The 15,757-nt window shown below is 42.2% G+C and carries 16 protein-coding genes; 11 read left to right on the top strand and 5 right to left on the bottom strand.

What is annotated here, in order from left to right; all coding sequences use genetic code 11:
• The 8 genes from mrdA (at window position 1) to lipA (ending at window position 8,117) form a co-directional block, all read left to right on the top strand.
• A complete protein-coding gene (gene mrdA, locus A923_RS0116230) occupies window positions 1-1,860 on the top strand; it encodes a penicillin-binding protein 2 (RefSeq protein ID WP_017222741.1) in 1,860 nt (619 codons plus the stop codon).
• Entirely contained in the window at window positions 1,860-2,960 is a 1,101-nt protein-coding gene (gene rodA, locus A923_RS0116235; protein ID WP_017222742.1) for a rod shape-determining protein RodA, read from the top strand. The genes mrdA and rodA overlap by 1 nt, the downstream gene beginning before the upstream one ends.
• 9 nt (window positions 2,961-2,969) lie before the next feature.
• A complete protein-coding gene (gene mltB / locus A923_RS0116240) occupies window positions 2,970-3,965 on the top strand; it encodes a lytic murein transglycosylase B (protein WP_017222743.1) in 996 nt (331 codons plus the stop codon).
• Entirely contained in the window at window positions 3,955-4,746 is a 792-nt protein-coding gene (locus A923_RS0116245; RefSeq protein WP_017222744.1) for a septal ring lytic transglycosylase RlpA family protein, read from the top strand. The genes mltB and A923_RS0116245 overlap by 11 nt, the downstream gene beginning before the upstream one ends.
• Before the next feature lie 144 nt (window positions 4,747-4,890).
• Window positions 4,891-6,057, top strand: coding sequence for a D-alanyl-D-alanine carboxypeptidase family protein (locus A923_RS0116250; protein WP_017222745.1), 1,167 nt, complete (start codon window positions 4,891-4,893; stop codon window positions 6,055-6,057).
• Window positions 6,058-6,149: 92 nt separating this feature from the next.
• Window positions 6,150-6,419: a DUF493 family protein YbeD gene (gene ybeD / locus A923_RS0116255; RefSeq protein WP_017222746.1), complete on the top strand. Its 270-nt coding sequence runs from the start codon at window positions 6,150-6,152 to the stop codon at window positions 6,417-6,419.
• Between the two features lie 83 nt (window positions 6,420-6,502).
• Entirely contained in the window at window positions 6,503-7,159 is a 657-nt protein-coding gene (gene lipB / locus A923_RS0116260; RefSeq protein WP_017222747.1) for a lipoyl(octanoyl) transferase LipB, read from the top strand.
• Window positions 7,152-8,117 carry a lipoyl synthase gene (gene lipA, locus A923_RS0116265; protein ID WP_017222748.1) on the top strand — a complete coding sequence of 322 codons (966 nt, stop codon included), beginning with the start codon at window positions 7,152-7,154 and terminating at the stop codon, window positions 8,115-8,117. The genes lipB and lipA overlap by 8 nt, the downstream gene beginning before the upstream one ends.
• Window positions 8,118-8,281: 164 nt before the next feature.
• On the opposite strand, the gene A923_RS0116270 is transcribed toward lipA, so the two are convergent.
• The 5 genes from A923_RS0116270 to gpt form a co-directional block, all read right to left on the bottom strand.
• Window positions 8,282-9,016 carry a hypothetical protein gene (locus A923_RS0116270; RefSeq protein WP_017222749.1) on the bottom strand — a complete coding sequence of 245 codons (735 nt, stop codon included), beginning with the start codon at window positions 9,014-9,016 and terminating at the stop codon, window positions 8,282-8,284.
• Between the two features lie 111 nt (window positions 9,017-9,127).
• On the bottom strand, window positions 9,128-10,384 hold the full coding sequence (locus A923_RS0116275; RefSeq protein ID WP_017222750.1) for a glutamate-5-semialdehyde dehydrogenase: 1,257 nt from the start codon (window positions 10,382-10,384) through the stop codon (window positions 9,128-9,130).
• A 10-nt stretch (window positions 10,385-10,394) separates the two neighbouring features.
• Entirely contained in the window at window positions 10,395-11,498 is a 1,104-nt protein-coding gene (gene proB / locus A923_RS0116280) for a glutamate 5-kinase (RefSeq protein WP_017222751.1), read from the bottom strand.
• A 187-nt stretch (window positions 11,499-11,685) separates the two neighbouring features.
• Window positions 11,686-12,096, bottom strand: a complete 411-nt coding sequence (gene crl, locus A923_RS0116285) for a sigma factor-binding protein Crl (protein ID WP_017222752.1) — start codon at window positions 12,094-12,096, stop codon at window positions 11,686-11,688.
• A gap of 241 nt (window positions 12,097-12,337) precedes the next feature.
• Entirely contained in the window at window positions 12,338-12,799 is a 462-nt protein-coding gene (gene gpt / locus A923_RS0116290) for a xanthine phosphoribosyltransferase (RefSeq protein WP_017222753.1), read from the bottom strand.
• Between the two features lie 324 nt (window positions 12,800-13,123).
• Between gpt and A923_RS0116295 the strand changes: the two genes are divergently transcribed.
• From A923_RS0116295 to A923_RS0116305, 3 genes are all read left to right on the top strand, one after another.
• Window positions 13,124-14,581 carry an aminoacyl-histidine dipeptidase gene (locus A923_RS0116295; protein WP_017222754.1) on the top strand — a complete coding sequence of 486 codons (1,458 nt, stop codon included), beginning with the start codon at window positions 13,124-13,126 and terminating at the stop codon, window positions 14,579-14,581.
• Window positions 14,582-14,752: 171 nt separating this feature from the next.
• The gene (locus A923_RS0116300; protein WP_017222755.1) at window positions 14,753-15,193 is read left to right on the top strand and encodes a hypothetical protein; all 441 of its coding nucleotides are present in this window, start codon (window positions 14,753-14,755) and stop codon (window positions 15,191-15,193) included.
• Between the two features lie 172 nt (window positions 15,194-15,365).
• Window positions 15,366-15,755 (top strand): hypothetical protein, encoded by a 390-nt coding sequence (locus tag A923_RS0116305; protein WP_237716231.1) that lies wholly within the window; start codon window positions 15,366-15,368, stop codon window positions 15,753-15,755.
• Window positions 15,756-15,757: the final 2 nt, after the last annotated feature.

The following is a 15,757-nucleotide window of genomic DNA, read 5'->3' on the forward strand; positions in this document are numbered from 1 at the left end:
GTGGCAAGGAAGCGTATAACCTTACGAGACCATTCTGCGGAAACAGCATTATTTAGCAGCCGCATCATGGTCTCATTTATTTTTGTCCTCTGCGTCATTGGCTTGCTATTAAGTAATCTTTATTACTTACAAGTCGATTCATATCAAGCTTATAAAACCCGCTCGAACGAAAACCGTGTAAAGCTAGTGCCTATCGCGCCCAATCGTGGACTTATTTATGACCGTAATGGCATTCTCTTAGCTGAGAATAAACCTGTCTACAGCTTAGATATGGTACCAGAAAAATTTACTGATATTGATGCAACCATTGCCAAATTAACCACGCTATTAAATCTTACTGAAGATAACATTGATGATTTCCATCTCCGTTTAAAACGTCAGCGTCGCTTTAAACAAGTGCCTATATTAACCAATTTATCTGAATCCCAAGTGGCCCTATTTTCAGTTCAACGCCATAATTACCCCGGTATTTCGGTCACTGCACGGCTAAAACGTTATTACCCGTTTGGCGACGCGCTCACGCACGCACTCGGTTATGTCGCCAGAATTAACAGTAATGATCTTAAACGCTTAGAAAAAAGTGGTTCACGCGCAGTTTATGCCGCGACCCATGATATAGGCAAACAAGGCATCGAACGTTATTACGAAAAAACCCTCCATGGCGAGCCCGGCTTTAAAGAAGTTGAAGTAAATAACCGCGGCAAGATCGTGCGAACACTCAAAATAACCCAGCCCGTACCCGGTAATGACCTGTACTTAAATATCGATATTCGTTTGCAGCTTAAAGCGCAACAAGAATTAGCCGGTCGTCGTGGCGCTATCATCTTGCTGGCACCGAAAACCGGTGAAATACTGGCGATGATGTCGAGCCCGAGTTACGACCCCAATTTATTCGTCCACGGCATTAGCAGTAAAAACTACAACCGCCTATTACAGTCAAAAGATCGCCCGTTGATTAACCGTGCCACACAAGGCCGTTATCCACCCGCATCGACAGTGAAACCACAGCTGGCAATCTTAGGTTTAGAAGATGGGGCTATCACGCCGAGTACCATTATCAATGACCGCGGTTGGTTCCAGATCCCCAATACCAAACGTCGCTTTCGTGACTGGAAACGTTGGGGACACGGTAAAATTAATGTCTATACAGCCATCGAGCAATCCTCGGACACCTTCTTTTATAACCTCGCTTATAATGTCGGTATTGATAAAATAAATGGCTTCATGAGCGAATTTGGTTTTGGCGACTATACCGGTATTGACGTCAGAGAAGAAACCAATGCTATTTTGCCATCGCGAGAATGGAAACGTGCACGCTACAATGAACCTTGGTATCAAGGTGACACTATTTCCGTGGGTATTGGTCAAGGTTACTGGTCTGCAACACCGATCCAATTAGCCAAAGCAACAGGGATTGTCGCCAGTAAAGGCTTACGCCCTGTTCCACAACTGATCAGAGATATCCAATACACTAATGGTGATATCTTTGAACCTGTGGTCGAATTACCGCCGCTAAAATTAAAAGATCCAGCCAACTGGCAAGTCGCCAAAGATGGCATGCACGGTGTAGTGACAAGCAGTAACGGTACCGCACGTCGCGCGTTTGCTAAAGCATCTTATAGCGCCGCAGGTAAATCGGGTACTGCACAGTTATACCAGCTTGGTGAAGAAAAATACGACGCAAGTAAGATCCGCGAACGGTTACGTGATAATGCCATGTTTGTCGCTTACGCTCCGTTTGAAGAACCCGAAATCTCGGCCACTATCATTCTAGAAAATGCCGGTGGTGGTAGCTCACAAGCCGCACCATCTGCACGTCGTCTATTTGATGTTTACTTCGACAATAAAAAGGAAAATTAATGCCAGATCGTCGTCACAATCAGAGTATTTGGTATAAATTACATATCGATTTCCCGTTATTATTTGGCCTGTTAAGCCTGATGGGTGTCAGTCTTGTCGTGCTTTACAGCGCCGGTGGCGCTGATATGGCCCTAATGGAAAGACAAGGCATTCGAATGGTTCTCGCTTTAGCGGTGATGTTTGCTTTGGCACAAATATCCCCATCGACCTATCGACGCTGGGCATTCCCTATTTTTATTATTGGGACCTTATTATTAGTCGCGGTATTACTGTTTGGCCATGTAGGTAAAGGAGCGCAACGTTGGATTGATCTTGGTTTTACCAAGTTCCAACCATCTGAAATCATGAAAGTAGTGATGCCATTGGCCGTTGCCCGCTACATGAGTAATCAGCAAATACCACCCAGCTTTAGAACCATCATTACCGCGGTCATCATGGTGCTTATCCCGACCTTATTGATTGCCAAACAACCTGATTTAGGTACGTCACTCTTGGTTGCTACATCAGGCATATTTGTGATCTTCTTGGCCGGTATGTCATGGCGCTTAGTGATGATTGCATTTGGACTGGTTTCAGGTTTTGCGCCGGTGCTGTGGTTTTTCTTAATGCACCCCTATCAAAAACAACGGGTATTAACCTTCTTAAACCCAGAAACAGACCCACTTGGTTCTGGTTATCATATTATCCAATCTAAAATTGCCATTGGTTCTGGCGGGTTTTGGGGTAAAGGTTGGTTATCGGGTACCCAATCACAGTTGGATTTTTTACCCGAACGTCACACCGATTTTATTTTTGCGGTATTTAGTGAAGAGTTCGGTTTATTCGGTGTTATTTTATTACTGTCATTGTATTTATTTGTTATCTGCCGCGGTTTAATCATCGCATTACAGGGCCAACGTATATTTGAGCGCCTTATTGCGGGCAGTATAATCCTGACATTCTTTATTTATTTGTTCGTAAATATAGGCATGGTCAGTGGATTATTACCGGTAGTGGGCGTACCACTGCCTTTAATTAGCTATGGTGGCACTTCGATGGTGACATTGATGGCTGGATTTGGCATTCTAATGTCTGTAAGAACACACCGTCGCTTAAGTTGAGGAATCCAGATGCTAGGTAAAAAAAGTTTATTTCTGCTAGGTTTAGCAGCGTTTCAAGCTAATAGTGCTGAGTTAACCAGTGAGCACAAGACTTGGGTCGAAGAATTAAGTAGTAAATATGACATCTCAGAACAGGTTCTGACTGATGCCATTGGGCAAGCTAATTTTGATGAAAATGTATTAACCAAAATCAAAACACCTTGGGAAAAGAAACCTTGGTATAAATACGCGCCAATTTTTATTACCGAAAGCCGAATTAACAAAGGTGTAGAATACTGGAATCAGTACGAAGACGTTTTTGCCAAGGCTGAAAAAGAATACGGTGTACCAGCACAAGTGATCGTCGCGATTATGGGTGTTGAAACTTTCTACGGTAAATACAAAGGTAATCTTTCGGTATTAGATTCGCTCTATACACTGGGCTTTAATTACCCTTCACGTGGGAAATTTTTCCGTCAAGAGTTCGCGCAATACATTAAATTAAGCGAACAACAAGGTTGGAAGCTAACTGAAACGCAAGGTTCGTATGCGGGCGCGATGGGCTTAGGTCAATTTATCTCATCAAGTTACAGCCATTACGGCGTTGATTTTTCTGGTGACGGTAAAGTCGATATGATCAACGATCCTGTCGATGCGATTGGTAGTATTGCGAACTACTTTAACAAGCATAAATGGAGTACCGGTGCATCCGTTGCTTATCCTGTCAAAGCTGACAGTGAAAAAGTACAGGCATTACTGAGTTCATCATTACGAATCAAACACACATGGGCAGACCTAACAGCTGCTGGTGTGGTATTGAAAGAATCCGATGACCGTGTACCAGCAATAACCATCGAAGACTCAAGTCCGGCCAAGTTACTTAAGCTACAGCAACTTGATAGCGATGAGTACTGGGTTTACCTCGATAATTTCTACAGCATTACCCGTTACAATCACAGCCCACTGTACGCAATGGCTGTTTTTCAATTAAGTGAAAAAATTAAACAAGCTAAAAATGCGCAATAAACAACGATTAACTCTACTTTGTATCTGCGGTCTGTTGGCCGCATGTTCTTCTTCGCGTTATCAGTACAGTGATGATCACGCGCCAGAAAACATTCCTCAGCTTGATGATATTGCAGATGCAGTGCCAACGCCGCAAACCTATAGCCGTTCTGCCAATCGCGACTATCAAGTGCGTGGTATTGATTATGAAGTATGGCGAGATATCAAAACCTTAACCCAAGAAGGTAAAGCATCTTGGTATGGCAATAAGTTTCATGGCCACAAGACCTCAAACGGCGAAGTTTATGACATGTTTTCAATGTCGGCAGCACACAAGAATTTACCACTGCCCAGTTTTGTCAAAGTCACAAACTTAGGTAATGATAAAACCGTTATCGTGCGCGTTAATGATCGTGGACCGTTCCATTCAGAACGCATTATCGATTTATCGTATGCGGCAGCGTATAAATTAGATATGTTACAATCTGGCACTGCGAATGTGCGGGTTGAATTAATTATTCCGACGGCCGATAACAGCAGTTTATTCACCCCAAAACCGCAGTGGTTTATTCAAGTATTAGCCTCAAGTAATGAAGCTAAAGCACAACAAATCGCCGACAGTTTAGGGGTTAAATACAGTACCGAAAACCGCTTAGTCATCAGTGGTAAGTTTCATCGAGTACAGCTAGGACCGATTTCAGAGTCAGCGCAAGCACAAAGCTTATTAGCTAAAGTTAAGCAACAATATACAAATGCTTATGTTTTGAAGGAACTTTCCAGCAAAGCTGTATCTAATAAATAAACTTTAAATAGTAATACATCATTCAGCTAGTTTGATAGACTAGCTGCTATTCTCGAATAAACTTGATTAAAAACCGTTTACTCAAGTTTATTTACCTAAGTTATCAGTAACTTAATCACAATTTTAATTATAGCGAAGTGAAACGTGGCCAATCAATTAAAAACATTTATCCTCACGAGCCTAGCAGTGGCGAGTTTCTCATTAAGTGCCGCACCCAGCGTCATTCCAGATACGCCAGTCGTTGCGGCTAAAGCATTCATATTAGTTGATTTTGATTCAGGCAAGGTTATCGCACAAAAAAATGCTGATGACTCATTAAAACCTGCCAGCCTGACTAAAATGATGACAAGTTATGTTATTGGCCAAGAAATTAAAGCTGGTAATATCAATCTAAGTGATCAAGTAACCATCAGTAAAAATGCATGGGCTAAAAACTTCCCTGATTCATCAAAAATGTTTATCGAAGTTGGTAAGACAATAACAGTAGAAAAACTGAATCAAGGCATTATCGTGCAATCTGGTAATGATGCTTGCGTCGCAATGGCTGAACATATCGCTGGTACAGAAAGCGCCTTTGCTCAACTGATGAACTCATGGAGTAAACAGCTTGGTATGGACTCAACCCACTTTGCTAATAGCCACGGTTTAGATAGCAAAGAGCAATACACCACAGCGCGTGATATGGCCACATTAGGCCAAGCACTTATCCGTGATGTGCCTGAAGAATATCGCATTTACTCGCAAAAGAAATTTACTTATAACGGTATAACGCAATACAACCGTAATGGCTTATTGTGGGATAAAAGCATGAACGTGGACGGCATTAAAACCGGTCACACTTCAGGAGCTGGTTTTAACTTAGTGTCTTCAGCAACCAAAGACAACATGCGTCTAATAGCCGTTGTACTGGGTACTAAAAGTGGTGATGCACGTAAAGCTGAAAGTAAAAAGCTATTAAACTTTGGTTTCCGTTTCTACGAAACAGTGACATTACATGAAGCAAACTCAAGTATCGTTGCAGAACGCGTATGGATGGGTGAGCAAGAGCAAGTTGAACTAGGCCTAGCAAATAAATTAACGCTGACAGTGCCACGTGGTCAAGCAAAAAACCTAACCGCTAACTTTGAAATTCAAAAAGAACTAAGCGCACCCATTGCGAAAGGCGATATCGTCGGTAAAGTATTCTATAACCTTAACGATGAAGAGATTGCTCAGGCTGATTTAATTGCGCTTGAAGACGTCGAATTAGGTAGCTGGTTTAGCCGATTAATTGATTATTTCAAATTATTATTTACGGGTTGGTTTGGTTAATCCTTTCCCTGACACCGTTACCCGATTATAATAACTAATACAAAGGAGGCTGTTGCCTCCTTTGCCATTATTTATAAGGTACGAAAAAACTAATGTCTTTAAATACAAAATTCGACGAATTTCTTGATTTCCCTTGTCTATTTAACTTTAAAGTTATCGGTAATAGCGATCCTAAACTCGAAGATAACATTGTTGCTGTGGCACAAAAACATGTCGTAGGTAACTATGCCCCTAGCTCTAGAATGAGCAGTAAAGGCACTTACAACTCTGTTACTATCAAAGTTAAAGTACAAGATAACGAACAAGCAAAAAGCTTATACATCGCTTTTGGTGCGATCCCAGGTGTGGTCCGCGTTTTATAAAAAATAATGTCGATATCAAAAATCTAATTAGTGTTGCTAATTAGATTTTTTGCGTTGGTGTTAATCATATAGAAGGGCATACTTTGTCAGAACATAGCATTATAATTCGTCAACTTAATCGCCAACCTTACAGCACTGTGTTTGACGCGATGAAGTCGTTTACTGAAAATAGAGACGACAATACTGAAGATGAACTTTGGTTTGTTGAGCACGATCCTGTATTTACCCAAGGTCAGGCTGGCAAAGCTGAACATATCCTCGCGACAGGCGACATTCCAGTCGTTCAAGCCGACCGGGGTGGTCAAGTGACTTATCACGGTCCTGGTCAGCAAGTGGTGTACTTCTTACTCGATATTAAGCGTCGTAAGCTTGGCGTGCGTGCTCTTGTTACCCATATCGAGAATGGTATTGTTGCTACACTGGCAGAATCTGGTGTTGAAGCCTACCCACGCGCAGACGCACCCGGTGTTTATGTCGCAGATAAAAAAGTTGCTTCATTAGGTTTAAGGATCAGAAAAGGGCGTTCATTCCATGGCTTAGCATTGAATGTAAACATGGACTTATCCCCTTTTCTGCGCATTAACCCTTGTGGTTATGCGGGTATGGAAATGACCCAAACAAGTGATCTTGGTGGTGCTACCAGCTTAGAAGAAATACAACCTAAGCTAGTCGAACACCTATGTTCCCTGCTAGACTACACCCAATTAACTTTCAAAGATGGATTAACAGAGCATGAGTAAAACAGTTCGATTAGAGCCTGGCGTTAAACTTCGCGACGCAGATAAAATGGCTAAAATTCCAGTGAAAATTATTGCTTCTGATACTGATGAAATTCTGCGTAAGCCATCGTGGATGAAAATCCGTCTACCGAAAAGCTCTGCTCGCATCCAAGAAATTAAGAACGTGATGCGTGAAAACAACCTGCATTCAGTTTGTGAAGAAGCATCGTGCCCGAATTTATCTGAGTGCTTTAACCACGGTACTGCAACTTTCATGATCATGGGTGCAATTTGTACACGTCGTTGCCCATTCTGCGATGTTGCCCATGGTAAGCCATTACCACTAGTGCAAGAAGAGCCGCTAAAACTGGCACAAACCATTGCCAAGATGAAGCTTAAATATGTGGTAATCACTTCAGTAGACCGTGATGATCTACGTGATGGTGGTGCTCAGCATTTTGCCGATTGTATCCGAGAAATTCGCCTATTGAACCCTGAAATCAAAATCGAAATTTTGGTGCCAGATTTCAAAGGTCGTATGGATAAAGCATTAGAAATCTTTAAAGATACACCACCAGATGTATTTAACCATAACCTAGAAACGGCACCACAGCATTACAAGATGGCGCGTCCAGGTTCTGATTACCAGTGGTCTTTACGTTTATTAAAACGCTTTAAAGAAATGCACCCAACAGTACCAACTAAGTCAGGTCTAATGATGGGCTTAGGTGAAACTAACGAAGAGATTGCAGAAGTAATTAAAGATCTTGCTGCAAATGATGTAACGATGCTGACACTAGGACAATATTTACAGCCTAGCCGTCATCACTTACCAGTGAAACGTTACGTTCATCCAGATGACTTTGATGCACTAGGCGTACTCGCAAAAGAAGTGGGCTTTGAGCATGCAGCTTGTGGTCCATTCGTGCGTTCGTCTTACCATGCAGACTTGCAAGCACAAGGTAAAGCAGTTTCTTAATTCTTAACCTTTCGGTATTAAATTGAATTAAAGCTAACACGATTAATTAAATCCGCTGTTAGCTTTAATTTATTCCGTCAATATCCAATATCCAGACACTCTACGACTTTCAGCACAATACCTCTGCTATCACACTCAGAAACGCCATTTTATTCGGATGCTTGTTATTCGGTTGCCTTCGTTGCTTCTTTCTCAAAATAAGAACCTGGCGCAGTAAATAAACGTTTCGTCGCATCTACCGGAATTTCAAAAACACCTTTAATCGCCCCTTTCGTTGCACCCTTAGACGCATTTTCACCAATCATATCACTGGCTTCGACCAAGTCTTCAACACGGGTTAATGTCGGCGGGATGTCCACACGCACTTTCTCTACCTGCGTTAAAATAGGTGGGATCAAGAGATTAATATCATCTACACGTTTATTCACCGCATCCACTCGCGTTAAAATGCTTGGTATCTGCTTGTTAACAGCATTAACTTGTTTTAATACCGCAGGTAGTTCAGCTCTAACCGCTGCAACCTCAGACAAAACCGCCGGTACAGAAAGACGAACAGCTTCCACCTCTTGTAAAATCGCTGGTATCGCCACACGGATGGCCTCGGTTTCAGCCAAAATGACAGGCACAGTATCACGCACAGCTTCGAATTCAGCGAGTATATCCGGGATATTTTGCGTATTTATCATTTCAACTTGTGCGACTATCGCCGGTATTTGTACCGAAATATCATCTATTTGCTTTAATATGTCAGGGAGGGCCTTACGTACTTCGGTCACTTCTTTGGTTAAATTCACTACCGCATAGGAAAAATAACTTAAGCTAGCAGCCATCAAGGCTGCAGCGAATACCGTCGATGTATTAAACCGTGCCGCCACTTTATTTCCATCTTGTTGAGTCATAAGTTCTCCCACATTTTTCCTTAGCGAATATAAAAAAGGCAGTCACATATAACGGGACTGCCTTAGCACTTAATCAAATTCAAACGACTAATCAAATTAGCACTACAAAACTTATGGGCGAATTAAACCATCACCAATAGCAATCCACTTATAGGTGGTTAACTCTTCGAGTCCCATCGGACCGCGAGCATGTAATTTTTGTGTCGATACCGCGACTTCCGCGCCTAAACCAAATTGGCTGCCATCGGTAAAACGTGTACTTGCATTGACGTAAACAGCCGCTGAGTTAACCGCATTCAAGAAACGCGTCGCATTGGTTAGGTTATCCGTTAAGATCGCATCAGAGTGCTCTGTTGAATGCTCACGGATATGTACAATCGCGTCTTCAACATCATTAACAACTTTAACGCCTAATACCAACGCCAACCATTCTTGATCAAAACAATCAGCAGTCGCAACATGCAAGTTTTTCGCATTAACGTTTGATAAGGCAATGTGTGCTTTTGGTTCAGCACGTAACTCCACTGCATTTTGCTCTAAACGTTCCGCTAATAATGGCAAGAAGCTCACTGCAATATCTTTATGTACTAATACCGTATCCAATGCATTACAAGCTGATGGACGCTGTACTTTAGCATTTTCAATAATCGCCAGTGCATCTTCAACATTAGCAGAAGCATCAACAAATGCATGGCAGATACCCATACCACCAGTGATCACAGGGATAGTACTTTGCTCTTGGCATAAACGATGTAAACCTGGTCCACCACGTGGGATGATCATGTCGACATATTTATCCATTTTCAATAGTGCCGTCACCAACTCACGGTTTGGATCTGCAATCACCTGAATAGAGTCTTTTGGTAACTGGGCTTTTTCTAACGCCGCTTGGATCAAACTGACTAACACCAAGTTAGAATGAACCGTTTCTTTACCGCCACGTAAAATCGCCGCATTACCGGTTTTTAAGCTTAGTGCCGCAATATCAATTGTTACATTCGGACGGGCTTCATAAATCACGCCCATCACGCCTAATGGAATACGACGTTTCGATAAGCGTAAACCGTTTTCTAATACCTTACCTTCTGACTCTGCGCCAACAGGATCAGGCAGTGCAATAACGCTACGTACATCAGCGATAATCGCTGCAAGTCGGTCATCTGTTAATAATAGACGATCCAGTAACGCATCGGTTAAACCATTGGCTTTACCAGCATCGATATCTTGCGCATTCGCGACCAAGATCTGTGCTTGGTTTTGTTCTAATTCACAAGCAATACATTCCAGCGCGTTATTTTTTTGCGCCGTGGTTAATGTTGCTAATTCGTAACTCGCAAGCTTGGCTTTTTTTCCTAATTCTTGTAACACGTTATCTTCCTTAAAATAAAACTAAATCATCGCGATGTATAGCAACAGCACCGTAGCCGTAACCTAACTTACTTTCGATATCACACGAATGACAGCCAGCAATGGTGGCAAGCTCATCACTGGTATAACGGCAGATACCGCGTCCAAGTAACTTACCTTGCAATGATTGCAACTGGATCACATCGCCACGTTTAAATGTTGCCGAAACTTCGGTAATACCTTTTGGTAATAAGCTGCTGTTTTTTTGCGTTACCGCATTCACAGCACCGTCGTCAATAATGACGATACCGGATGGTGGCGGGCCCGCCAAGATCCATTGTTTACGACTTTCTAATGGACTAATATGCGAAGGGAATAAAGTACCAACACGTTTGCCGTCAGCAACCCGTAATACCACGTCTTCAGCAATACCAGCGGCAATCACCACATCAATACCCGAACGGCAAGCAATCTCTGCAGCTTGTAACTTCGTCGCCATGCCACCCGTACCCAGACCACCCACAGAGCCACCCGCTAATTGACGTAATTTATCATCAATCACATCAACCACTTCAATCAATTTTGCATCAGGATTATGACGTGGATCAGCGGTAAACAGACCTTGTTGATCGGTTAATAATATCAAGGTATCGGCATTGGCTAAAATTGCTGCTAGCGCGGATAAATTGTCGTTATCGCCCACTTTTATCTCAGTTGTTGCTACCGCATCGTTTTCATTAATAATTGGCACAATGCGATTATCCAATAATGCACGCATGGTATCGCGCGCATTTAAAAATCGTTCACGATCATCAAGATCAGCACGTGTTAATAACATCTGGCCGACATTCAGGCCGTAGATATTAAACAGGCTTTGCCAAGTAAAAATAAGCTGACTTTGACCTACCGCGGCCAACATCTGTTTATTCGCCATGGTGGGGGCCAATTCAGGGGCACCTAAATGCTCACGTCCAGCGGCAATAGCCCCTGACGTAACAACAATAATATCATGCCCTTGTTTGTACAATTGCGCACATTGACGAACCAGCTCTACCATGTGGGCACGATCTAATTTCGCTGTGCCACTGGTTAATACACTGGTTCCTAATTTCACCACGATGGTTTTCTTAGCCATTTAACTCATTCTCGTTACTAACTTAATTAGTATTTTGACCTGAGAAACACTTTTATACAATAGCGGAAAGCTTGATAGGCGGGGAAAGTACAATGAAACACTGTACTTTTATCAGATCTCACGTGGCATTGATTGGCAAACCGCAGGATCCGATAGAATTGATGAAAATAACGACATAATTAGGATGCTATGCGGCAGATAATATCAAGGTCTTGGCTAAGATAGAGGAAGGTTTAAGGTTAAAGTGCAATTGCTCTGTCAAACAAACAGATAACTTCTCATAAAATGCATTAAGCGATTGTGTTACGTCCTGCTGAAAGGCTTTAGGAATTGGTGTTACGATCCACTCACCGGCTGTATTATACGACCCAAACTGATAGTGATATTCAAACGTATCCTCCACGAGTTCCATCTCTAACCACCAACCGTAAAATTGGCGTTCTTCAGGTTCCGCGTTGGCATCAATACAGACACTAAAACAATCGAAGTAAAAGTCGGTGGGCTGGCAATTATTTTCTCTTAAATAAGGGCCAAGCGCATTCAAAATACGAATACGTTTACGAAAATAGATCAAGTTTGGGTCAGTCGGTATTGCCATAATAATTATCTCTCATTGGTTGTTCGTGATGAGCAAGGCGTGATGAGCTAAGCGCTATCAATAATTCACTATAAATGTCAGGGGATAACTATTAAGTATAGTTAACAATAATGGCAGGGCAAACAAAACGACTAATTAACTTGATTTGTGCAGAGTATAATACTAATAAAATGCAGTGTCGCGATTTACGACACTGTTTAACAACGAGAATACAGACTGACGTATATTCTCGATTATTTAATTAACCTTGTTTACAGATTGGTTCTACGAACTCAATAGCCATATCCCAAGGTAACTCGATCCAAGTATCTTGCGCGATAGCAGTAACAAAATCGTCAACTAAAGGCTCACCAAGTGGCTTAGCGTAAACAGTCACTAATTTAGCTTTAGGGTACATCTGACGAATTTTCTTCGCGGTGTCACCACTATCCACTAAGTCATCAATAATAATAAAACCTTCGCCGTCGCCCGGTGCTGATTTTAATACGGTCATATCACGCTGATGATCGTGGTCGTAGCTTGAGATACAAACTGTATCTACATGACGTAATTCTAATTCACGCGCAAGAATAGCAGCAGGTACTAAACCACCACGGCTAACCGCAATAATACCTTTCCACTGTGTTGCAGGAAGCAGCTTACGAGCAAGTTTACGCGTATCACGCTGTAAATCATCCCAAGATACTATAAATTTATCACTCATTTAACCAACCTCTATATACACTTAGCGAACGAACTAATGTGTAGCTATATAAAATCATCAACGACGGGTTTATGCACAAAAAATTCCAATTTGCACACTCAATTTGTAACCCACAAAGATACCAGTACTTGACCCTCAGGACAAGTTATTAGCCAGTAATCACCCCTTATGGAGTAGGATAAAACAGCAACTTGTTTACGGTATCGCATAACGATAGATTAACACAGTACATTTGGAATATTACGCTTTACTATCTTAATAAACTGGAACATCCTTTGTTTCATGCTAAATATAATGATTAATTCCAATTAAGGAGCTACCCAAGTGGCAAATTTAAATAATTTAGAACCGCAAGTTGTCTGGAATATTTTTGAGCAAATGTGTGCTAACCCACGCCCTTCAAAACATGAAGAGAAAGTCTCTGCGTGGATCCAACAATTAGCGAAAGATCATAATATCGAATGCAAAGAAGATAAAGTCGGTAACCTTATCCTACGTAAAGCCGCAACCTCAGGCATGGAAGACCGTAAAGGTGTGGTTTTGCAAGCACACATGGACATGGTTCCACAAAAAAATTCTGACACAGTGCATGACTTTGTGACAGACCCTATCGATGCCTATGTTGACGGCGAATGGGTTACAGCCCGTGGCACCACATTAGGCGCAGACAACGGTATTGGTCTAGCAGCAAGCCTTGCGGTTATCTTCTCTGACAATATTGAACATGGCCCACTTGAAGTATTAGTGACAATCGATGAAGAAGCTGGCATGACTGGCGCATTTGGCCTTGAAGCGGGTTGGTTAGAAGGTGAGATCCTACTAAACACAGATTCAGAAGACGAAGGCGAAGTTTACATGGGTTGTGCTGGCGGTATCGATACCACCGTCTCTTTCCCTATCGAACGTGAAGACACGCCGACCGATCACCAAACATTTGAAATTTCTATCTCTGGTCTAAGAGGCGGTCACTCGGGTGTTGATATTCACCTTGGTCGTGGTAATGCCAATAAATTACTGGCTCGTTTCTTAAAAGAAGCTGGTCGTGATATGGGCGTTCGCTTGGTTGAGATAAATGGCGGTTCACTACGTAACGCCATTCCACGTGAAGCGTTTGCCGTTATTACGGTTGCACCAACACAACGTGAAGAATTTAAAGCGTGTTTAGAATTCTTTGCTCAGGCAGTGAAAAAAGAGCTTATTGCAACAGAACCTGATTTTTCAATCTCACTCATCCCTGTTCCAAATGAAGCAGTAGTGATGACTCAAGATTGCCAGACTCGCCTTATTGCTGCACTGAACGGTGTATTCAATGGTGTACTGCGCATGAGTGATGAGATTGAAGGTGTTGTTGAAACATCATCTAATCTTGGTGTTATCCAATCTCGCGGTAAAACCGTGCATATTCAATGCTTGATCCGTTCTTTAGCTGATTCTTGCCGTCTTGATGCACAAGAAATGATCGCATCAGTATTTGAACTTGCGGGTGCCGACGTAACATTTAGCGGTGCTTACCCAGGCTGGAAACCTGATACTAGTTCACCAGTGATGCAGATCATGCGTGACGTATATGAAAAAGAATTTGGTTCAGTGCCAAAAATCATGGTTATTCATGCAGGTCTAGAATGTGGTTTATTCAAGACTTCATACCCAACAATGGACATGGCGTCATTTGGCCCAACGATCTGTTTCCCACATTCTCCAGACGAGAAAGTGAACATCGAAACAGTCGGCATGTTCTGGAAATACTTACAAGCGATCTTAAAAGCGATCCCTGCTAAGTAAGCGCAAACACGCTATACCGATTGACTCACTTGCGTTGAGTCTTCAACCGTTATCACAAAGCCAAGTCTCGTACTTGGCTTTTTTGTGGCTAACATACTAATATAACGTCAATATCATACTAACATGACGTTAATAGCACCCTCCTATGATGTCTATTAATGGTGAGCGCCTATGAATGAAATTCTCGAACTCCAAACCAACCAAGTATCTTTTATCAGTGGCTTAATGGCTGGTTTTTCTTTATCTATCGCCGCTCAAATCTTACGAAGCCATCGCAAAAGCATCTACAGCAGCATCACCCTACTCATGTTTACCCTGACTTCTTTATTGTTTGTTGTCGCCTTATATATCGATGTTCGTTTGAGTATTGAAGTGGCAACAATAACCACCTTCTCGGCGCTTGTATTGGAACAAATCAGTCAAGTACGCGCGATTGGCACCACATCAGCTAGCGCAGCCCTGTTTTTATTCATCATCTCCATCGGCATGCTAACTTGGTTACAAGGTAAAGTAGCCGGGATATGTGGCACACTGCTCGCCTTTATCACACTCTTGTTAGTCATAATCGCTAAATACAAAATTGATGCCATCGCCCTCTTACTGCACCAGTAACACCGTTTCATCAATACGACTCGATAGGCCACACGTCACAATTACTATTTGGCCGAATCACTGTAATAACAGCTGTATATCTATTGAGGGATGACGCACCGCAGCAATATTTGCTACAATTTAGTTATATAAGTGATCCTATTTAAACAATAAGCGAGTGATGATGAAAAAAATGTCCATTTTAATAATCAGCCTAGCCAGTTGCTTTTCGACATTTACGGCGCAAGCAACGAGTGCCGATGATGCGTGGGATGCATCTAAAGACGCGATGGGAGAAGCATGGGATAAAACCAAAGAAGCAACAAATAAAGCAATGGAAGCCGCGAAAGGCAAAACGGATGAGCTATTAGAAGAAAGTGCGGATAACAGCGACGAGTGGTTAGAATCCTTAAAACAAGGTGCAGAATCCGGCTGGGATAAAACCAAACAAAAAGTAGACGAGTTGCAAAAAGAATTAGATGAAGCCAAGAACTCAACATCAGAAGATGAAAAAAACCAGAAACAATCGACACCTGAAGCAGCGCCGATTGATAACGCTATTCCTGAATGGCAAAAAGCTTAGCA

It is taken from the genome of Moritella dasanensis ArB 0140, assembly GCF_000276805.1.
Taxonomy (GTDB): domain Bacteria; phylum Pseudomonadota; class Gammaproteobacteria; order Enterobacterales; family Moritellaceae; genus Moritella; species Moritella dasanensis.